This window comes from Paracidovorax cattleyae (assembly GCF_900104515.1).
Classification (GTDB): domain Bacteria; phylum Pseudomonadota; class Gammaproteobacteria; order Burkholderiales; family Burkholderiaceae_C; genus Paracidovorax; species Paracidovorax cattleyae.
Genome location: NZ_FNJL01000005.1, coordinates 64,953 through 83,679 on the forward strand (window position 1 = coordinate 64,953; position 18,727 = coordinate 83,679).

Consider the following 18,727-nt stretch of genomic DNA (forward strand, 5'->3'; position numbering starts at 1 on the left):
GGCCCGCGCCGACAGACAGCGCGACGGGAGGTCAACCAAAATGCAGGCTGACGCGTCACATGGCCGTCATCCTCCGTTTGGCCGGCGGCCTGCCGGCCGGACGCCCGTCCACCGCGGACCGGCCTGCCTCCGGGCGCCGTATCCGCACCTGCAGCGAGAGCCCATGCGCCCACCCGCCCTCCTCCTCAAATCCCTGGCTGCCACCGCCGCGTGCGCCATGGCAGCGGGCTGCGCCGTGCCGGGCGATCCGTACTACGACTACGGCTATGGCTCCGGCCCTACCTACGGCAATGCCTATCCCACGGGCCCGTCCTACCCCTACGGCGGTGCGGTCTCGGTGTACGAACAGCCCACCTACGTCGTGCCCCGGCCCGGCTATCCCGTGGTCGTGCCCGCTCCGGGATATGCCGTGCGGCCGAATCCCTGGGACGACGGCTGGCGCGAACGGCGCGACCGCGAGGCGTGGGAGGCCCGCGAGCGCGAGAGGCAGCGTGAACGCGACCGGGACAGGGACCGTGACCGGGACCGCGCCCGGCCTTCGGGACCATCGCTGAGCGGCACGCTGCAGCAGGAATCCCGCCGCAAGGCCGACGAGCAGCGCTGGCGGGACGAAATGCGGTCCCAGGGCCGCCTGCCTCCGCAGGAGGGCCCGGGTCGCCTCTTCCAGAGGCCCTGAGCCCAGCATGAAAGGGCCGCGTTCCATGACCGGTTTTGCATCCCGCGCAGGCTGCATCGCCACGCTGTGCCTGGCGGGCACGTTCGCCCACGCCCAGGTGGTGCGCTGCACGGACCCCTCGACCGGCCAGGTGACCTACACGGACGGACGCTGCGACCGGGGTGCATCCGTGCGCGAGGTGGAGCCACGCAAGACGCCGGAGGAGATCGCGCAGGAACGCGAGCAGGCGCGCGAGGCGCTGGAGGCAAAGCGCCAGCGCCAGCAGGCGGAAGCGCTGGCCGAACAGCAGCAGGCCCGGCGGGAGGCGCAGGAATCACGCGCCCGGGGCCGGGAAATCTCCACCGACCCGGCGCGTTCGCCCGAGTGCGCGCGGTCCCGCCGCCAGCTCGACCGCGTGGCCGCCGAGACCGGCCAGGGCAGCTACGAGACCCAGGCCCGCCTGTCGGCAGCACAGCGGCAGATGGAGCTGGACTGCCTGGGCTCGGCGGGCTATGCGCAGGTGGAGCGCTCGCGCGGCGGAGGCACCACCTACGGGACGCAGGACGCCTATATGCCGCCAGTCGTGGTCGTGCCCAGGCACCCCGTGGTGGTGCAGCCGGCCGTGCCGGTGCCCAGGCCTCCGGGCACGCAGTGCAACGTGTTCCGGTGCTACGACGGCAACGGGAACATCTATCCCCGCTGACGACCCGCGAGGCCTTTCAGGCGCTTCGCAGCCCTTCGGCCACCGTCGGATAACGCAGCCGCACGCGCAATTCCTTCGCGAGCCGGGTGGCATCGAGCCGGCGCGATTCACCCATGAAGCTCAGCAGCATCGGCGATAGCTCTTCGCGGGCCTGCTCCCGCGTGATCCTGCGCGGGCGTGGCAGCCCGTACAGGTCGGCGGCGAGGTCGAAGTAGTCGCCCATCTTCAGGCCGCTCGCGTCGCTCACGTGGTAGATGCGCTGGGGCCGCCCCCGCCAGAGGGCTGCGACGCAGGCGCGGGCGAGGTCGTCGGCGTGGATGTGGTTGGTATGCACGTCGTCCTCGCGCACCAGCGCGGGCGTGCCGCGGCGCAGCCGGGCCTCCGGCGTGCCGCCCTCGCGGTCGGGCGCATAGATGCCGGGAATGCGCAGCACGCTCGCGTGCACGCCGGCGCGGCCCAGGTGGCGCACGGAACGTTCGGCATCCACGCGCCGCCGGGCGCGCGGCGTAATGGGCGCCACTGGCCGGGTTTCCGGCACGAGGGCACCTGCGCAGTCCCCATAGACACCGCTGGTCGAACCGTACACCAGCGCACGCGGAAGGCTGCGCAGCCGCAGCGCGCGCGCCAGGGCCGCCGTGCGCGGATCGGCCCACCGGGCGGCGCCGGCGTCGCGCTCCCCGGGCGGCGGGGCCAGGTGCAGGACGCGCGTGGCCAGGCCCGCGAGGCGCCGCAACGTGCGCACGTCGTCCAGGTTGCCCTGCAGGGGCACGATGCCGGCCGCACGCAATGCGGCGGCACGTCCCGGACTGGAGGTGAGCGCCAGCACGCGCGGGCGCGGCGCCCCCTGCGCGGCGCGCAGGGCGCCCACCGCGCGCAGGCCCACGTCGCCGCAGCCGACGACCAGCACACGTTCACGGCGGAAACGCGCCGGCAGCGCGCCAAGGGGGTTCAGGTTTGAGGGCAAAATCCGGTTCCGGCAACGAAGAGACACGCAAGGATAACGACCCCATGACCACCGCAGCGACGGCCGCAGCCTCCCACCAGATCACCGTGCAGCCCAGCGGCCGCGCCTTCACCGCCCAGGCCGGCGAGACCCTGCTGGGCGCCGCCATCCGCAGCGGCGTGGGCCTGCCTTACGGCTGCAAGGACGGCGCCTGCGGCTCCTGCAAGTGCCGCAAGCTCAGCGGTTCGGTCGTGCACGGCGAGCACCAGTCCAAGGCCCTGACGCCCGAGGAGGCGGACGCGGGCTTCGTGCTCACCTGCTGCGCCCAGCCGCTCACCGATGTGGTGCTGGAGTCCCGCCAGGTGACCGACGAAAGCGCCTACCCGATCAAGAAGATGCCGGTGCGCGTCTCCACGCTCGCGCGGGCGTCGCACGACGTGATGGTGCTGCGCCTGCAGCTGCCCGCGGCCGACACGTTCCGCTACCACGCGGGCCAGTACGTCGAGTTCATCCTCAAAGACGGCGCACGGCGCGCCTATTCCATGGCGAACGCGCCGCACACGCAGGAGGGCAGCCCGGGCATCGAACTGCACATCCGCCACATGCCGGGCGGCCGCTTCACCGACCATGTGTTCGGCGCCATGAAGGAAAAGGAAATCCTGCGCGTCGAAGGCCCCTTCGGCAGCTTCTTCCTGCGCGAGGACAGCACCAAGCCCATCATCCTGCTCGCCTCGGGCACGGGCTTCGCGCCGGTGAAGGCCCTCATCGAGCACCTGCGCTTCAAGGGGATCGACCGGCCGGCCACGCTCTACTGGGGCGGCCGCCGGCCCGCCGACCTGTACATGGACGCCTGGGTGCGCGAGTGCCTGGCGGACATGCCCGGGCTGCGCTACGTGCCGGTGGTCTCCCAGGCCCTGCCGGAAGACGGCTGGACCGGCCGCACGGGTTTTGTGCACCAGGCCGTGATGGACGACCACGCCGACCTGTCGGGCCACCAGGTGTATGCCTGCGGGGCACCTGTCGTGGTGGAGTCGGCGCGCAAGGCCTACAGTGCCGAACGCGGGCTGCCGCCGGAAGAGTTCTACGCCGACGCGTTCACGTCGGAAGCCGACAAGCACGGCCACACCATCGCCGCGTAGCCGCGCCGGCCGCGGCCCTGCACCGCTTCAAGCGGCACGAAGCCGTCAGGCCATCGCCCGGCACAGCTCCGCGCAGCGGCGGCACATGGCCGCGCAGGCCTGGCAGTGCGCCATGTCGTGCCGGCTGCATTCGTTGGCGCAGGCGTCGCACAGGCGGGCACAGAGCGCGCAGATCTCGTAGGCATGGGCGCTCTCGCGCGCCATCGCCGCTGCGGCAGTACGGCAGATGTCCGCGCAGTCCATGTCGAGCGCGATGCAGCGCACCATGTGCCGCGGATCCGGCTCGCGCAGGCAGGCGGCCGCACAATAGTTGCACGCATCTGCGCAATCGTTGCAGGCGCTGATGCAGTCCGCATAGCGGGAAGGGGGAAGCGTATCCTGGGAGGTCTGCATGGGGATGTCCTTGGAAGAGGCGGGGCGGGCTTCGCGAAGCGCCGCGGGCATGGTTTTGTTTATAGAAATCACCGCTCCGTGACGCTGTAGGACATCACAGCGAAGCCTGGCCGATGCGTTGCCATGTTTTTTTTGCACAATGTCGGACATGACGCATCGCAGACACTTCCTCCTTTCGGCGGCCACGGCAGCGGCGGCCTGTATTTCGCCCCTGGCGCATGCCCAGGACAACACCATCCGGCTCATCGTTCCCTACGCTCCCGGGGGGCCCCTGGACGTGACCTCCCGCGTGCTGGCCGAGCGGGTGCGCGATGCACTGGGCACGGTCATCATCGACAACAAGGCCGGCGCGGGCGGCAACATCGGCGCGGACGCCGTGGCCAAGGCGGCGCCGGACGGCTTGACCATCGGCCTGGCGGCCACGGCCACGCATGCCGTGAACCCATGGCTGTACAGCCGCATGCCCTACGACGCCGCAAAGGATTTCGCGGGCATCACGCAGATGGTGCGCGTGCCCAACGTGCTGGTGATGAACGCGGCCAAGGCCGAGCAGCTCAAGATCCACACCGTGGCCGACCTCATCGCCTACGCCAAGGCCAACCCGGCCAGGTTGAACTATGGCAGCGGCGGCAATGGCAGCGCGGGCCACCTGGCCGGCGAGATGTTCAAGCAGCGCGCGGGCATCTACGCGCTGCACATCCCCTACCGCGGTGCCAGCCCCGCCCAGCTCGCGCTGCTGGCCGGCGAAGTGGATTTCAACATCGACAACCTCGCTGCCGCAGCGCCTAACATCCGCGCCGGCAAGGTGAAGGCGCTCGCCGTGACCTCGCTGCAGGCCTCACCGATGCTGCCCGGCGTGCCGCCGCTGTCGGATACGTTCAAGGGGTTTTCCGTGGACACCTGGTGGGGCCTCGTCGCTCCGGCAGGCACGCCGAAGCCCGTGATCGCCAAGCTCAACAAGGCCTTCGTGGCGGCGCTGAACTCACCTGAGACCAGGACGCGCTTCACCACCCTCATGGCCGAGCCGGTGTCTTCCACACCCGAGCAGTTCGACGCCTTCATGGCATCCGAGCGCGCCAAGTACCAGCAGGTGGTCAAGGCGTCCGGCGCGAAGGTGGACTAAAAACCGCTCCAGCCGGGGCCGGCCGTGGCCTCCACGCGCTGGCCGGCCACGCGCTCGAGTGCAGCGGCCGGCACCCGATGCGGCGCCACCTCCGCCAGGGGCCGCAGCACGAAGGCCCGCTCGTCCACCCGCGGATGCGGCACGACAAGGCGCGCCGACGCGATGCGCGCGCCGCCATAGAAGAGCAGATCGAGATCCAGCGTGCGCGGCGCGTTGCGGTAGGGGCGCTCGCGCCCTGCATCGGCCTCGATGGCCAGCAGCGCATCCAGCAGCGCCGGGGCTGTCAGGCGGGTGACCACCAGCACCACGGCATTCAGGTAATCGGGGCCAGTCGCGTCCACCGGAGCGCTGGCGTACAGGGACGATACCGCCTGCAGCTGCGTGGACGGCAGCCCGGCGAGCGCGGCCACGGCCACGGCCAATGCGGCCCGGGCATACCCGAGGTTGGCGCCCAGCCCGATGCCGGCCAGGACGGGCTCCCGGGACGCGCCCACGGTCGCTCCGGACATCAGGCGTCAGGTGCGCCCTGCGGCGCGCCGTCGCCACCGCCGACAGGCTTGCGGCGGCGCCGGCGGCGCTTCTTCACGGCACCGCCATCGCCGGCATTGCCTTCGGTGCCATCGGCGTCGGCGGGCGCCTGCGGCGCATCATCGGCAACGGCCGCGCCGTCCTGCTGTACCGGCTTGGGCACGCGGCGCACCACGGGCGGGTTCTTGCGCTGGCGCTGCTTCTGCTCCTCGCGCACCTGGTCGATCATGTCCTCGCGACGGGCTTCATCGGCGAGCTGGAACTCCTGCCACCAGTCGGCCAGGGCCTCGTCCACCTCGCCCACGTCGGCGCGCAGCCGCAGGAAGTCGAAGCCCGCGCGGAAGCGCAGGTGCGTGACCATGCTGAACGGCGTGGTGCCCACTCGCTTTTCGAAGCGCGGCTGCATGACCCAGATCTCGCGCATGTCGGCGGCCAGCTTGCCGCGGCCGGACACGTCGCCGATGCGCTGGTCGAACACGTCGTCGATCGCGCCCTGCAGCGCCGGGAACGGATGCTCGCGCTGCGCGAGGCGGCGGTCCCACTGCGTCTTCACGTCCTGCCAGAGCACGCAGGCGAGCAGGAAGCTCGGCGCGACCGGCTTGCCCTCGCCCACGCGGCGGTCGGTGTCGGCCAGCGCGGCACTCACGAAGGAGGTGCCGGCCCGCTCCACCACCACGTCCAGCAGCGGATAGATGCCGGTGGCGAGGCCCAGCTTCTTGAGCTGCTCGATCGTGGCGATCGCGTGGCCGGTCTGCAGCAGCTTCAGCATCTCGTCGAACATGCGGCTCTGCGGCACGTCGGCCAGCAGCGCCTGCGATTCCACCAGCGGCGCTGCGGTCTTGGGCTCGATGCTGAAGCCGACGCCGGCGAGCTTGGCCGCGAATCGCACGGCGCGGATGATGCGCACCGGATCCTCGCGGTAGCGCGTGGCCGGGTCGCCGATCATGCGGATCACCTTCTTGCGCGCGTCCTGGATGCCCTTGTGGTAGTCCACCACCACCTGCGTGGCCGGGTCGTAGTACATCGCGTTGATGGTGAAGTCGCGGCGCGTGGCGTCCTCGTCCTGCGGGCCCCAGACGTTGTCGCGCAGCACGCGGCCGCTGGCGTCCACGGCATGCTGCATGCCTGCGAGCGCGGCCCGGGAGGTCTTCTCGTTGCCGCTCACCTGTTGCTCGGCGGCCGTATTGTCGAGGTAGGCGCGGAAGGTGGAGACCTCGATCACCTCGTGCTCGCGGCCGCGGCCGTGCACCACGTGCACGATGCGGAAGCGCTTGCCGATGATGAAGGCACGGCGGAACAGGCCCTTGACCTGCTCGGGCGTGGCATTGGTGGCCACGTCGAAATCCTTGGGCTTGAGGCCCAGCAGCAGGTCGCGCACGGCGCCGCCGACGATGTAGGCCTCGTAGCCGGCCTGCTGGAGCGTGCGCACCACCTCGGTGGCGCGGCGGTCCACGAGTTCCGGGTCGATGCCGTGCTCGGAGGCGGGCACATCCGCGCGCTTGCCGAAGCGGTTCTTTCCACGGCCCGCGCCCGGTGCGGCCTTGCCGAGCAGCTTGTCGATGAACTTCTTGATCATGGTGATGGCGTAGAAAACAGGTCCAGGATGCGCCAGCCGCGCTGCTGCGCGAGTGCGCGCAGGCGGGGGTCGGGGTTGGTGGCGACGGGGTGGTCGACTTTTTCGAGCAGGGGCACGTCGTTCATGGAATCGCTGTAGAAAGTGCTTTCCACATCGCTCCAGTTCCAGCCGCGGGCGGACAGCCATTGTTCCATGCGCCGCACCTTGCCCTCGCGCATGGAGGGCACGCCGCGGATGCCGCCGGTGATCCAGCCGCCGTCGTCGCGCTCGAGCTCCACGGCCAGCAGCTGCTCCACGCCCAGGGCCCGAGCGATCGGGGCCGTGACGAACTCGTTGGTGGCCGTGATGATGACCACTTCGTCGCCCGCGTCCCGGTGCGCGCGCAGCAACTCGAGGGCCGGGGGCAGGATGGCCGGGCCGATCACCTCGCGCATGAACCGTGCGTGCGCCGCCTCCGCGGCCTCGGGGCCGCGCTGGCGCACCGCGTCCACGGCGAAGCGCACATAGTCGTGCACATTCAGCGTGCCGGCCACGTAGTGGTCGTAGAACTCCTTGTTGCGGCGCCCGAATTCGGTGCGGTCGGTCCAGCCGATGCGGATGGTGAACTCGCCCCACTCGTAGTCGGAATCGAGCGGCAGCAGGGTGTGGTCCAGGTCGAAGAGCGCGAGCCGTGGGCGGGAAGCCGGAAGGTCGGAAGTCATGCGGATGTGCGTGCGGTTCGGGAAAGGCGGGTCGGCAGCGGCAACCCGCTATTCGGACTCCAGCATGGTCTTGAGCAGGGGAATCGTGATGGCCCGCTGCGTGCGCAGCGCGAAACTGTCGAGCTGGTCGAGCAGTTGCATGAGGCTGCCCAGGTCGCGCGAGAAGCGGCCCAGCATGTAGTTCATGACGTCGTCGCCCAGGGCGATGCCGCGGGCGTCGGCTTCCTGCCGCAGCACCGCGCGGCGCTCGGCCTCGTCCAGCAGGTGCAGCTGGAACACGTGGCCCCATCCCAGCCGCGTGCGCAGGTCGTCGCGCAGCGGCAGGTCGGCGGGCGGCAGTTCGCCGGCGGCCAGCACCCAGCGCGGCGCGCCGACGGCGGGGCTGATGGCATTGATGAACCAGTTGAACGCCGCGGCCTGCTGGGCGGTGGAATACAGGTGCACTTCGTCGAGCAGCACGGCAGACCAGCGCTCGTCGAAGGCCGTGGGCAGCATCACCGACGCGTCGAGCCAGCCCACCGTGCAGCCCTGCTCGCGCAGCGCCTCGCGCACCGCTTCGAGCAGGTACGTCTTGCCGCTGCCCGATTCGCCCCAGAGGTAGGTGGGCACGGGCGAGCGCACCGGTGCGGCGCCCGAAGCGGCATCGCCCTCCCCCACGGCGATGCGCAGGTGCTGCAGCGCCTGGGCGTTGGCGCCGGGAAAGAACCGCGCCAGCGTGGGGCCGGTGGCCAGGCCGATGTCGAGCGCGAGCTGCTTCATGGGAGCCCGTGCAGGCCGCCAGCCATGGCCACCGGCGCGCGGCGGGCCGGCGGCACGGATACGTGCACGGCGGTGACGCGGAACGGGGAAAGCGGCAGCGGCATGGATGAGGAACGGAACGAGGATCAGGGGGCGGCAAGGTGCACGGCCACCGGCCGTGCGCACGCTAAAGGCCGTCCCGGCGACGCGCACCGGGGCAAGCGGCGAGGCCCGGACAGCCCGGGCAACCCGCGATTTTAGTCTGCTGCAGAGACCGGTGCCGCCACGCACCGCCCATCCGCGGCGTGCACGGCCGAGGGGGCATTGGGCCGCGATGCCGGCGCGGCCTTAGAATCCGCGCGATCCGGCCCGCCCCGCGGCCCCCGCACCACACCATCGAGCCCATGAGTTCCTCCGCTTCCTCCACCCCCATTTCGTACAAAGACGCCGGCGTCGACATCGACGCGGGCGACGCGCTGGTCGAGCGCATCAAGCCGCTGGCGAAGAAGACGATGCGCGAAGGCGTGCTGGCCGGGATCGGCGGCTTCGGCGCGCTGTTCGAGGTGCCCAAGCGCTACAAGGAGCCGGTGCTGGTCTCCGGCACCGACGGCGTGGGCACCAAGCTCAAGCTGGCCTTCGAGTGGGACATGCACGACACGGTCGGCATCGACCTCGTGGCCATGAGCGTGAACGACGTGCTGGTGCAGGGCGCCGAGCCGCTCTTCTTCCTGGACTACTTCGCCTGCGGCAAGCTCCATGTGGATACCGCCGCCGCGGTGGTGGGCGGCATCGCCCGCGGCTGCGAGCTGTCGGGCTGCGCGCTGATCGGCGGCGAGACCGCCGAGATGCCCGGCATGTACCCGGCCGGCGAATACGACCTCGCGGGCTTCGCGGTGGGCGCGGTCGAGAAGTCGAAGATCCTCACCGGCCGCGAAGTGGCGGCCGGCGACGTGGTGCTGGGCCTGGCCTCCGCCGGCGTGCACTCCAACGGTTTCAGCCTGGTCCGCAAGTGCATCGAGCGCGCCGGCGACTCCGCCCCCGCCACGCTGGACGGCAAGCCCTTCAGGCAGGCCATCATGGAGCCCACGCGCCTGTACGTGAAGAACGTGCTGGCCGCGCTGGCGCAGCACCCCGCCGACGCGGGCGGCATCAAGGCCCTGGCCCACATCACGGGCGGCGGCCTGCTGGAGAACATCCCGCGCGTGCTGCCCGAGGGCCTCGCCGCCCACCTCAAGGCCGACAGCTGGCCGCAGACCGAACTCTTCGCCTGGCTGCAGAAGACGGCCGGCATCGACGACATCGAGATGAACCGCACCTTCAACAACGGCATCGGCATGGTGGTGGTGGTGTCCGCCGCCCAGGCCGAGGCCGTCGCCGCCACGCTGCGCGCGCAGGGCGAATCCGTGCACACCATCGGCGTGATCGCCGAGCGCGGCACGGGCGCCCCGGTCGTGGTGGCCTGATCCGCAAGCACATTTCACGACTCCCTCGCGCCCCCGTCCCATGGAGCCGCTTCCGACGGCCGACCTGCCCCCCGCAGCGCCGACGCGCGGCGTGCGCACGGCCAGCTACCTGCTGATGGGCGGCGCCCTGCTGCTCGTGATGTGGCAGGGCCTGCTGCCGGGCCTGATCTGCGCCTGCCTGGGCTTCCTGCTCACGCGCTGGCTCGCACCGCGGCTGGCAGGCGTGCTTCCACGCAGCTGGCAGGCCAGTGGCCACGCCATGCGCACTGGCCAGGTGGCCGCCGCCACGCTGGTGGGCATCGCGCCGCTGGCGCTGCTGGCGCTGGCGGCCACGCATTCGCGCACCTACGTGGTGGAGGCGCCGCAGCAGTACCGCGAGTTGCTCGACTTCCTGGCCCGGACGGTGCTGGAGCTGCGGCTCAAGCTGCCTCCGGACATCGGCGCCCACCTGCCGGAAGGCGCGGCGGAAATCCAGCGCACCATCGCCGGCTACCTGGGCGCCAAGGCCGGGGCGCTGGCCATGGCCGGCCGGGCCTGGCTCGGCGGGCTGCTGCACGCCTACGTGGGCCTGCTCATCGGCGCGCTGGCCGCCGTGCGGGCAACCGGCGGGCCGCGCGGGCCGCTGGCCGTGGCGCTGGCCGACCGCATCACCTACCTGGGCGAGGCATTCCGCCAGATCGTGGCGGCGCAGTTCTGGATCGCCACGTTCAACACGCTGCTCACCGCGCTGTTCCTGCTGGCCATCCTGCCGCTGTGGGACCTGCGCCTGCCCTACACCCCGGCCCTCATCACGCTGACCTTCCTTGCGGGCCTGGTGCCCATCGTGGGCAACCTGCTGTGCAACGCGGTGATCACCATCGTGGGCCTGTCGGTTTCGCCGACCGCGGCCATCGCCTGCCTGGCCTTCCTGGTGCTGATCCACAAGGCCGAATACGTCATCAATGCCAAGGTGGTGGGCCAGCGCACGCACATGGGCGTGTGGGAGCTGCTGTCGGTGATGTTCGTGGCCGAGGCGGTATTCGGCCCCGCGGGCCTGGTGGCGGCGCCGCTCTTCTACGCCTACCTCAAGAAAGAGCTGGAAGCCGTGCGGCTGGTGTGACGGCCGCATCCTCGGCGCTTGTCCGGAATTGATCGATGCAGGTCCGCGCAAGGCCGGACTTTCCTGCTCCTTCACGGCACCATCAAGGCAATCCAACCACCACCCGCTTACGGGAATTGCCATGAAAACCTGTCTGTTAGTGATCGACGTGCAGGAGTCGTTCCGCCACCGCCCCTTTTTCTCGGAAGACGGCCTGCCCGCCTATCTGGCGGCGCAGAACGCGCTCATCGAAGGCTGCGAGGCGCGCGGCATTCCCATCGTGCGCATACTGCACAGCGACGGCCCCGCAGAGGCATCGAACCCCTTCGCGCTCGCATCCGGGCAGGTGCGCCCCCTGGCCGCGCTGGCCGCATTCACGCCCGCGGCGGAGTTCACCAAGCACCGCCACAGCGCGCTGGTGGGCACCGGGCTGGATGTCTGGCTCACGCGCCAGGGCATCGGCCGGCTGATCGTGAGCGGCATCCGCACCGAGCAGTGCTGCGAGACCACCACCCGCCATGCCAGCGACCTGGGCTGGGAAGTGGACTACGTGGGCGAGGCCACGCTGACCTGGGACATGCGCCAGCCCGACGGCCGGCTGCTGACGGCGGCGGACATCCTGGCCCGCACGGAGACGGTGCTCGCAGGACGCTTCGCCACCCTGTGCACTGTGCCCCAGGCACTATTCCGCGCGCAGGCAGGCACTGAGGCAGCCCTCGCCAGGGAGGCCGCATGAGCACAGCCACCATCCGGGTGGCGATCCTGGCGTTCGACGATGTGGAGGCGCTGGACCTGGCCGGCCCCTACGAGGTGTTCACCACCGCCGCGCGCATGCATGCCCGCGAGCAGCCCGGCACGCCGCCGCTGTTCGACGTGCGTTGCGTGGCCCGTCCGGCCGCCGCCGAAGCCGTGGTGCGGGCGCGCGCCGGGCTGCGCATCGTGCCGGACGGTGATTTCGGCGAGGCGTTCCTGCCCGACGTGCTGATCGTGCCGGGCGGCGTGGTGGACGATGCCATGCGCTGCCCCGACACCCTCGCCTGGATCGCGCGCGCCGCTGCCGGCGCGCGGATCACGGCCTCTGTCTGCACCGGCGCCTTCCTGCTCGCGGCCGCGGGGGTGGTGCGCGACGGCACGGTCACCACCCACTGGGAGGATGTGGACGACCTGCGCAAACAGTTCCCGCAACTCGACGTGCGCACGGACGTGCGCTGGGTTCAGCACGGCGATGCCGGCCGGCTGTTCACCTCCGCGGGCATCAGTGCCGGCATCGACCTGTCGCTGCACTTGGTGGAACGCCTTGCCGGGCGCGCGCTGGCCGAACGCACGGCCCGCCAGATGGACACGCCCTGGCATCCCGATCCGCAGGGGGCCCTGCAACCATGACCAGCGGCAGGCCCGCACCGATCCACGTCGTCTTCGCCTTGCTGCCCCACAGCCTGGTGCTGGACTGGGCGGGCCCGGCGGAAGCGCTGCGCATCGCCAACCAGTGCCTGCGCGCGCAGGGGCTGCCCGAGCGTTTCGTGCTGCGCTTCGCAAGCCCCACGCCGCAATCGGTCACCTCGGTCGGCGCGGTGCTCAGCGGCCTGGAGCCCCTGCCCACGGCATGGCCTGCCGCTGCCTGGGTGGTGCTGATCGGCCTGCCGGGCGCAGCGATCGACGTGGCGACCGATGAGGCCCGCGCGCTGCTGCACTGGCTGCGCGGCCTGCGGCCGGAACGGGGACGGCTCGAGCTGCTGGCCATCTGCGCGGGCTCGGTGCTCGCGGCCCATGCCGGGCTGCTCGCGGGCCGGCGCGCCACCACGCACCACCAGCACCTCGCGGAGCTGCAGCAGGTGGAACCGCGCTGCGACGTGGTGGCCAACCGGGTCTTCGTGCCGGATGCCCCGCTCTACAGCAGCGCAGGCGTCACCACCGGCATCGATCTCGTGCTGCACCGCATCGCGGACGAATGCAGCCCGGCGATCGCCGCGCAGGTGGCCCAGACCATGGTGGTGGCGCTACGGCGCGGCCCCCACGATCCGGAGTTCTCGCCGTTCCTCGCGCACCGCGACCACCTGCACCCGGCGCTCCACCGCGTGCAGGACGCGGTGTCGCAGCACCCGGCCGGCGACTGGAGCGTCCCGGCCATGGCCGAGGTGGCGCATGCCTCGCCACGCCATCTCACCCGCCTGTTCATCGACCACGCGGGCATCGCCCCGCTGGCCTGGCTGCGCACCATCCGGCTGGCCACGGCCGAGGCGGCGCTGCACACGGGCCACACGGTGACGCAGGCGGCGGCCCTGGCCGGCTTCAGCTCGGACACCCAGTTGCGCCGGGCATGGCACCGGCTCGGGCGCGGCGGCACGCCGTCCGGGGCGGCGCGCGCCTGACCCGCAGGCACCGCGGCGCCGCTGTCAGTCGTCGAACAGGCGCCGCGTCTCGGGCACGCGGGTCGCGGCCTCCGCCTCGCGCGCCTCATCGTCCGTCAGCAGGTTGCCCACGCGCACCCCCAGCAGCCGCAGGCGCTTGTCCAGCGGCACGCGCTTGAGGCATTCGCCCGCCGCGCGCCGGATGGCGGCCGCATCCCGGGTATGGGCCGTGATGGTCTGGTCGCGCGTGGCGATCTTGAAGTCGTCGTAGCGCAGCTTGATGCCGATGGTCTTGCCCACGTAGCCCTTGCGGCGCAGGTCCTCGGCCACGCGCTCGCACAGGTCGGTGAAGATGCGGCCGAGTTCCGCGCGGTCGCGCACGGCGTGCAGGTCGCGGTCGAAGGTGGTCTCGCGGCTCATGGAGACGGGCTCGCTCTCGGTCACCACGGCCCGGTCGTCGCGGCCCCAGGCGGCCTCGTGCAGCCAGGCGCCGTAGGCCTTGCCGAAGGTGCGCACGAGCCAGTCGCGCGGGCGCGCCGCGAGGTCGCCGATGGTATGGATGCCATACGACTGCAGCTTCGCGTCCGCCTTCGGGCCGATGCCGTTGATCTTGCGGCAGGCCAGCGGCCAGATGGCCTCCCGCAGGTCGCCCTCGTGCACGATCGAGATGCCGTTGGGCTTGTTGAATTCGCTCGCCATCTTGGCGATGAGCTTGTTGGGCGCGACGCCGATCGAGCAGGTCAGGCCTGTGGCGTCGAAGATGCTTTTCTGGATGAGCCGCGCGAGCACCCGCCCGCCCTCGCGCTGGCCGCCGGGCACCTCGGTGAAGTCGATGTACACCTCGTCCACGCCGCGGTCTTCCATGGCGGGAGCGATGGAGAGGATCACGTCCTTGAACTGGCGGGAAAAGCGCCGGTAGGACGCGAAATCCACGGGCAGCAGGATGGCCTGCGGGCACAGCCGCGCCGCCTTCATCAGGCCCATGGCCGAACCCACCCCGAACTGCCGGGCCGGGTAGGTGGCGGTGGTGATCACGCCCCGGCCCACGTAGTCGCGCAGCAGCGGGAAGGCGTCCACGGGGATCTCGGCCTCGCGGCCGGCATAGGCGCTGGCGAGTGCGTCGTCTTCCCGCCGGCGACCGCCGCCGATGACGGCCGGAAGGCCCTTGAGTTGCGGATAGCGCAGCAACTCGACCGACGCATAGAAGGCATCCATGTCCAGGTGCGCGATGCGGCGCGGCAGGGACGCCGGCGCCGCGCTGGCGGGAGGGGCCGCGGCCTGCAACTGCGCGGACGTGTCAGGGGATGCGCTCACGGAACGCATTGTGCCGCGCCGGCCCGGCGCCCGCAGCGCGCCACGGGGTGCCCGGCCGCGGTCCCCGGGTTCGCTCAGCGCACGGTGATGACGTCGCGGTGCATCGGGGCCAGGAGCGCCAGCAGCCGGCTCTGCTGCGTGAAGGGTATGTGCTCGGCGTCCATGGCGTCCTGCAGCAGTTCCACCAGCACGTTGAAATCGCTCCGGCGGATGCGCAGGTCGGCGTGGGCATCCTTCATGCTGACGCCCTCGTATTCGCAGGGGCCGCCGGACAACACGCACAGCTGCGCCGAAATGCTGTCCTTGAGCGCGCGCGGGCGCACCCCCTTGAAGATCGGGCCGATCTGCGGATGCACGGTCGCGGCGTCTATGAGCCGGTCCACCACGCGGGCGATGCCCTCCCGCCCTCCCAGCGCTTCGTAGAGGCCGGGGGGCGCCGGCAGCACCGAGGTATCGACCGGCTGGCGCGGTACCGGTGGCGGAATGAGGGGAGCCTGGACCGGCGGCCCCTCCTGCGCCCGGGCCGGCGCCATGGCGCCCGGCAGGCCGCCGCAGGCAAGAAAGGCCGCACAGGCGGCCACGGTGTACCGGAGGATGGGCATGTGAAAGCTCCTGCCGCGCATGGTCAGTAGGCCGCCTGCAGCGACAGGTAGGCCCCGCGCTGGCGCCGGTAGGCGGTCACGCCGGGGACGACGCGGCCCAGATCGACGTAGGCCAGGGTGACGGAGAGATGCTTGCTCGGCACCCAGACCACGAAAATGTCGCGCCAGTCGTCCTCGCGCAGTGCGTCGCCCAGCCCGGCGGCGCGGCCCAGCGCCCGCAGGTTGTCGGGCTTGAAACGCCATTCCGCACCCACCGCCAGGTCGCGGCGCAGCAGATAGGCCACGGAGAACTCCGGCTGCAGCGATCGCCCCGACCTGGCCGGCCCGCGGCCCCCGAAGCCCAGCAGGCCGTTCTGGTTGGCATTGGTGTAGCGCAGCGTGGCATGCACCAGCAGGTTGCGGTCGAGCAGCAGCTTGGTGGCGCTCACATAGACATCCGTGCCCTCGGTGTCGGCGCCCAGGAACTCGATCACGCCGCCGGCCGATGCCGGGTGCAGCCGCTTGTGCTCCACGCCCACCGCGATCTGCGGCATGGGCGAATCGGTGTCGAGGACGGCGTCGCCGGCCAGCCGCACCTTGGCGCCGATGATGTCCATCTTGAGGTGCAGGTCGGGCTCCACGCCGAACGGCGCCACCGCATTGAGCGCGGACGCGGGCGCGGCGCCGAAATCCTGGCGCGCCACGGACAGCTCCACCCGGTCGTACAGGCCGAGCGCGAGGCCCGAACTGGTCAGGCCGTAGTCCCGCGTGCGCAGCCGCGTGGCGAAGGCGCTCACGCCGATCTCGCCTTCCGTCGCGTTGGTGCCGATCACGGCCCAGGGCGTGAGCCCTCCGCCCGCGGCGCCGGAGATGGAACTCACGCCGCCGGTGAGCGGCAGCTTGCCCGTCTCCGCCCCACCGGGGGCGGCCAGTGCCATGCAGAGCATGGCCAGCACGGGCGTGCGGAATGTCCGCATCGCAAGCCTGCGACGAAAGCTCATGGGACCCACCTCCTGGATCGCAGTATGCCAGCGACGCCGCTGCCGTGGCAGCGGGTTCCGCCCTGGACACCACGAAGGATCACGCCATGCGTTCGATCAGCGCACCCTTGAAAAGCACCGGCCCGGTCGGCCCCTTGTCGCCCGCCACGCCGCCTCGGGGCTCCAGGCTGACGGCCAGGGCCGGCACGCCGTGCACTGCGCCCTCGGACGCAGGCAGGCTCAGCAGCACCTGGCGGTCGAGCACGCCCAGCGAGCGCGGCGCGCCGCCGGGCGGCAGCGCCCAGAGCTGCAGGGACTTGTCGCCGGCCTCACGGTAGCCGCCCACGCGCTGCAGCACCAGCGCGTTCTTCGCCGCATCGAACGTGACCAGCAGGGACGGTGCGGCGTGGTCGTCGGCGAGCACCGCGACGTAGCGCACCTGCGGCGCGGCCTCCAGCTGGCGCTGCAGCTCGGCGATGCGCGCGCCGCTGTCGGTGCGCAGTCGCTCCTGCAAGCCGGCGCCCACTACCACCGCGGCCAGCGTGGCGACTGCGCCGGCCAGCGCGGCGCCACGCCAGAACACGAGGCTGCGCAGCCAGCCCTCCGCCCGGGCAGGCCGCGCCGGCCGGGCGGCTCGCTGCGCCTCCCGCGCCTGTTCTGCATCCACCAGGTTGCGGATGCGCAGCCACACGGCCGGCGGCGGCTCCAGCGGAGGCTGCAATTCGGTCAGGCCGGCCAGGCGCCCCTGCCATGCCAGCACGGCCGCGCGCACGGTTGCATGCTCGCGCGCCAGGGTCTCGAAACGGCGCCTCGCACCGCCGCGCAGCGTGCCGAGGGCGTGGGCCGCGGCCAGGCGTTCCAGCAGTTCGGGATGGCGGTTCAGGTCCATGGAGAGCCTGCTTTCATGTCGGGGGCCTGCAGGTCACGCATAGCGCGCCATGCATTCGCGCAGCTTGTCGAGGCTTCGCCGGATCCAGGTCTTCACCGTGCCCAGCGGCAGGTGCAGGTGCGCGGCCAGTTCGGCATGGCTCATGTCGCGCAGGTAGGCCAGGCTGACCACTTCCCGCTGACGGTTTTCGAGGCTCGCCAGGCACTGGTGCAGGGCCGTGGCTTCCTGGCTGGCCTGGGCGAGGTCGGCCGGCGCCGGATCGCTGTCGCTCAAGGACTGGGCGACATCGTCGTCGAACTCCTGCGTGAGCTGCGCGCGGTCGGCCTTGCGGCGGCGCAGGTGGTCGAGCGCGCGGCTGCGCACGATCAGGCCCATCCATGCCAGTGGCGGGCTCAGCGTCGCGCGGTAGGTGGCCGCGGTGCGCCAGACGGCGAGAAAGGCGTCCTGCAGCACGTCCTCGGCCGCCTCGCGCTGGCCAACGACGCGCATCGCGACACCGAACAGCCGCGACGCGGTGCGGTCGTAGAGCAGCTTGAGCGCGGCGTCATCCCGCCGCGCGACGCGTTCGATGAGTTCCATCAGTTCCTGGTCCGAGCAAGGCGTTCCCATGCGCCGATTGTGAGGGAAGGCATGGGTGCGGCAAGGGTGTGGGTGCCGGCCGTCCGATGCCATGCGATACGCGCCGGGGTCCCGCCCGGATGCAGATCACCCGCCATTGCTAGGGGAATCCCGGAGAGGTGAATCCACCTGCGCGCGCCGGCCGTAAAGGAAGCGGCTTTCCAAAAAACAGAACTCCATCCCGGGAAGGCCGTGCGGTACGCAGGCTCTTCCAGTGCGCGCACCTTCGCAGCGCCCCTGCCCTTCCCATCACAACCACCAAGGAGTGTTCCCATGCGAATCCATCTTCCCCTCGCGATCGTTGCCACCCTGGGCCTTGCAGCCTGCAGCCATATGGGCGGCGCCCCCATGGGAGCGTTCTCGCAGGCGTCCCTGCCGGCGGCGGTGCAGGTGCCCGCAGGGCACAAAGTGGCCCTGGAAACCGTGGGCAAGGGAGAAATCACGTACGAATGCCGCGCCAAGAAGGACATGGCGGGCGACTTCGAATGGGTGTTCGTCGGCCCGGACGCGAAGCTCTGGGACCGCAAGGGCGCCATGGTGGGCCGCTATTGGGGCCCGCCAGCCACCTGGGAAACCAGCGACGGATCCAAGGTGACCGCCACGCAACTGGCCGTGGCGCCCGCGGGCACGGGCAACATCCCTCTGCAGCTGGTCAAGGCGAACCCTGCCACGGGCATGGGGGCGATGCAGGGCGTGGCCTACATCCAGCGCGTGGCGACCCAGGGCGGCGTGGCGCCGGCCATGCCGTGCACGGCGGGCAACGCCGGGCAGAAGCAGATCGTGAAGTACCAGGCCGACTACATCTTCTGGCGCGCCGCCTGAGGCGCTCCGGCCCGCGCCGGATGAGGAAAAGCCCCGGGGCCTCGCGGCCCCGGGGCTTTTTTGCTGGCGGCGGATCAGGCGCCGGCGCCCAGCCGGAACATCGCCGCGGTATCCACCAGTTGCCGGACGTGATCT

21 protein-coding genes are annotated in these 18,727 nt (G+C 71.3%); 10 read left to right on the forward strand and 11 right to left on the reverse strand.

Going from position 1 to position 18,727, the window contains the following annotated elements; all coding sequences use genetic code 11:
- The first annotated feature begins 163 nt into the window (after nt 1-163).
- Together BLR05_RS05385 and BLR05_RS05390 are read left to right on the forward strand one after the other, a co-directional pair.
- Nucleotides 164-676 (forward strand): hypothetical protein, encoded by a 513-nt coding sequence (locus BLR05_RS05385; protein ID WP_092832791.1) that lies wholly within the window; start codon nt 164-166, stop codon nt 674-676.
- Between the two features lie 25 nt (nt 677-701).
- The gene (locus BLR05_RS05390) at nt 702-1,358 is read left to right on the forward strand and encodes a DUF4124 domain-containing protein (RefSeq protein ID WP_092832930.1); all 657 of its coding nucleotides are present in this window, start codon (nt 702-704) and stop codon (nt 1,356-1,358) included.
- Nucleotides 1,359-1,374: 16 nt separating this feature from the next.
- Here the strand turns inward: BLR05_RS05390 and BLR05_RS05395 are convergent, their stop codons facing one another.
- Nucleotides 1,375-2,322, reverse strand: coding sequence for an NAD-dependent epimerase/dehydratase family protein (locus BLR05_RS05395; protein WP_092832792.1), 948 nt, complete (start codon nt 2,320-2,322; stop codon nt 1,375-1,377).
- A 44-nt stretch (nt 2,323-2,366) separates the two neighbouring features.
- Here BLR05_RS05395 and BLR05_RS05400 point away from each other — a divergent pair, with 44 nt between their 5' ends.
- Nucleotides 2,367-3,440: a CDP-6-deoxy-delta-3,4-glucoseen reductase gene (locus BLR05_RS05400; RefSeq protein WP_092832793.1), complete on the forward strand. Its 1,074-nt coding sequence runs from the start codon at nt 2,367-2,369 to the stop codon at nt 3,438-3,440.
- Nucleotides 3,441-3,485: 45 nt separating this feature from the next.
- Here BLR05_RS05400 and BLR05_RS05405 read toward each other — a convergent pair whose 3' ends face one another.
- Entirely contained in the window at nt 3,486-3,833 is a 348-nt protein-coding gene (locus BLR05_RS05405; protein ID WP_013595577.1) for a four-helix bundle copper-binding protein, read from the reverse strand.
- A 139-nt stretch (nt 3,834-3,972) separates the two neighbouring features.
- On the opposite strand from BLR05_RS05405, the gene BLR05_RS05410 reads away from it, so the two are divergent.
- Nucleotides 3,973-4,956, forward strand: a complete 984-nt coding sequence (locus tag BLR05_RS05410; protein ID WP_092832794.1) for a Bug family tripartite tricarboxylate transporter substrate binding protein — start codon at nt 3,973-3,975, stop codon at nt 4,954-4,956.
- Here BLR05_RS05410 and folK read toward each other — a convergent pair.
- The 4 genes from folK to hda are packed head-to-tail and all read right to left on the reverse strand — an operon-like array spanning nt 4,953 to nt 8,520.
- Entirely contained in the window at nt 4,953-5,465 is a 513-nt protein-coding gene (folK, locus tag BLR05_RS05415) for a 2-amino-4-hydroxy-6-hydroxymethyldihydropteridine diphosphokinase (RefSeq protein WP_092832795.1), read from the reverse strand. The genes BLR05_RS05410 and folK overlap by 4 nt on opposite strands.
- Nucleotides 5,465-7,060: a polynucleotide adenylyltransferase PcnB gene (pcnB, locus tag BLR05_RS05420; RefSeq protein ID WP_092832796.1), complete on the reverse strand. Its 1,596-nt coding sequence runs from the start codon at nt 7,058-7,060 to the stop codon at nt 5,465-5,467. The genes folK and pcnB overlap by 1 nt, the downstream gene beginning before the upstream one ends.
- Complete coding sequence (locus BLR05_RS05425) at nt 7,057-7,761, reverse strand: histidinol-phosphatase (protein ID WP_092832797.1); 705 nt, start codon at nt 7,759-7,761, stop codon at nt 7,057-7,059. Before BLR05_RS05425 ends, pcnB begins: the two co-directional genes overlap by 4 nt.
- A 48-nt stretch (nt 7,762-7,809) precedes the next feature.
- Nucleotides 7,810-8,520: a DnaA regulatory inactivator Hda gene (gene hda / locus BLR05_RS05430; RefSeq protein WP_092832798.1), complete on the reverse strand. Its 711-nt coding sequence runs from the start codon at nt 8,518-8,520 to the stop codon at nt 7,810-7,812.
- 383 nt (nt 8,521-8,903) lie between these two features.
- Here hda and purM point away from each other — a divergent pair, with 383 nt between their 5' ends.
- The 5 genes from purM (at nt 8,904) to BLR05_RS05455 (ending at nt 13,409) form a co-directional block, all read left to right on the forward strand.
- The gene (purM, locus tag BLR05_RS05435; protein ID WP_092832799.1) at nt 8,904-9,962 is read left to right on the forward strand and encodes a phosphoribosylformylglycinamidine cyclo-ligase; all 1,059 of its coding nucleotides are present in this window, start codon (nt 8,904-8,906) and stop codon (nt 9,960-9,962) included.
- A 40-nt stretch (nt 9,963-10,002) separates the two neighbouring features.
- Nucleotides 10,003-11,061: an AI-2E family transporter gene (locus BLR05_RS05440; RefSeq protein ID WP_092832800.1), complete on the forward strand. Its 1,059-nt coding sequence runs from the start codon at nt 10,003-10,005 to the stop codon at nt 11,059-11,061.
- A gap of 121 nt (nt 11,062-11,182) precedes the next feature.
- On the forward strand, nt 11,183-11,776 hold the full coding sequence (locus tag BLR05_RS05445; RefSeq protein ID WP_092832801.1) for an isochorismatase family protein: 594 nt from the start codon (nt 11,183-11,185) through the stop codon (nt 11,774-11,776).
- The gene (locus BLR05_RS05450; RefSeq protein ID WP_092832802.1) at nt 11,773-12,423 is read left to right on the forward strand and encodes a DJ-1/PfpI family protein; all 651 of its coding nucleotides are present in this window, start codon (nt 11,773-11,775) and stop codon (nt 12,421-12,423) included. The genes BLR05_RS05445 and BLR05_RS05450 overlap by 4 nt, the downstream gene beginning before the upstream one ends.
- A complete protein-coding gene (locus BLR05_RS05455; protein ID WP_092832803.1) occupies nt 12,420-13,409 on the forward strand; it encodes a GlxA family transcriptional regulator in 990 nt (329 codons plus the stop codon). The genes BLR05_RS05450 and BLR05_RS05455 overlap by 4 nt, the downstream gene beginning before the upstream one ends.
- Before the next feature lie 24 nt (nt 13,410-13,433).
- Here the strand turns inward: BLR05_RS05455 and BLR05_RS05460 are convergent, their stop codons facing one another.
- From BLR05_RS05460 to BLR05_RS05480, 5 genes are all read right to left on the reverse strand, one after another.
- Nucleotides 13,434-14,711, reverse strand: coding sequence for a Y-family DNA polymerase (locus tag BLR05_RS05460; RefSeq protein WP_092832804.1), 1,278 nt, complete (start codon nt 14,709-14,711; stop codon nt 13,434-13,436).
- Nucleotides 14,712-14,776: 65 nt separating this feature from the next.
- Nucleotides 14,777-15,304 carry a group I truncated hemoglobin gene (locus BLR05_RS05465; RefSeq protein ID WP_092832805.1) on the reverse strand — a complete coding sequence of 176 codons (528 nt, stop codon included), beginning with the start codon at nt 15,302-15,304 and terminating at the stop codon, nt 14,777-14,779.
- A gap of 23 nt (nt 15,305-15,327) precedes the next feature.
- The gene (locus BLR05_RS05470; RefSeq protein ID WP_092832806.1) at nt 15,328-16,284 is read right to left on the reverse strand and encodes a DUF3034 family protein; all 957 of its coding nucleotides are present in this window, start codon (nt 16,282-16,284) and stop codon (nt 15,328-15,330) included.
- Nucleotides 16,285-16,363: 79 nt separating this feature from the next.
- Nucleotides 16,364-17,152: an anti-sigma factor gene (locus tag BLR05_RS05475; RefSeq protein ID WP_092832807.1), complete on the reverse strand. Its 789-nt coding sequence runs from the start codon at nt 17,150-17,152 to the stop codon at nt 16,364-16,366.
- A 33-nt stretch (nt 17,153-17,185) separates the two neighbouring features.
- Complete coding sequence (locus BLR05_RS05480; RefSeq protein ID WP_092832808.1) at nt 17,186-17,761, reverse strand: sigma-70 family RNA polymerase sigma factor; 576 nt, start codon at nt 17,759-17,761, stop codon at nt 17,186-17,188.
- A 282-nt stretch (nt 17,762-18,043) separates the two neighbouring features.
- Between BLR05_RS05480 and BLR05_RS05485 the strand changes: the two genes are divergently transcribed.
- Complete coding sequence (locus BLR05_RS05485; RefSeq protein ID WP_092832809.1) at nt 18,044-18,592, forward strand: DUF3455 domain-containing protein; 549 nt, start codon at nt 18,044-18,046, stop codon at nt 18,590-18,592.
- The last annotated feature ends 135 nt before the right edge of the window (nt 18,593-18,727 follow it).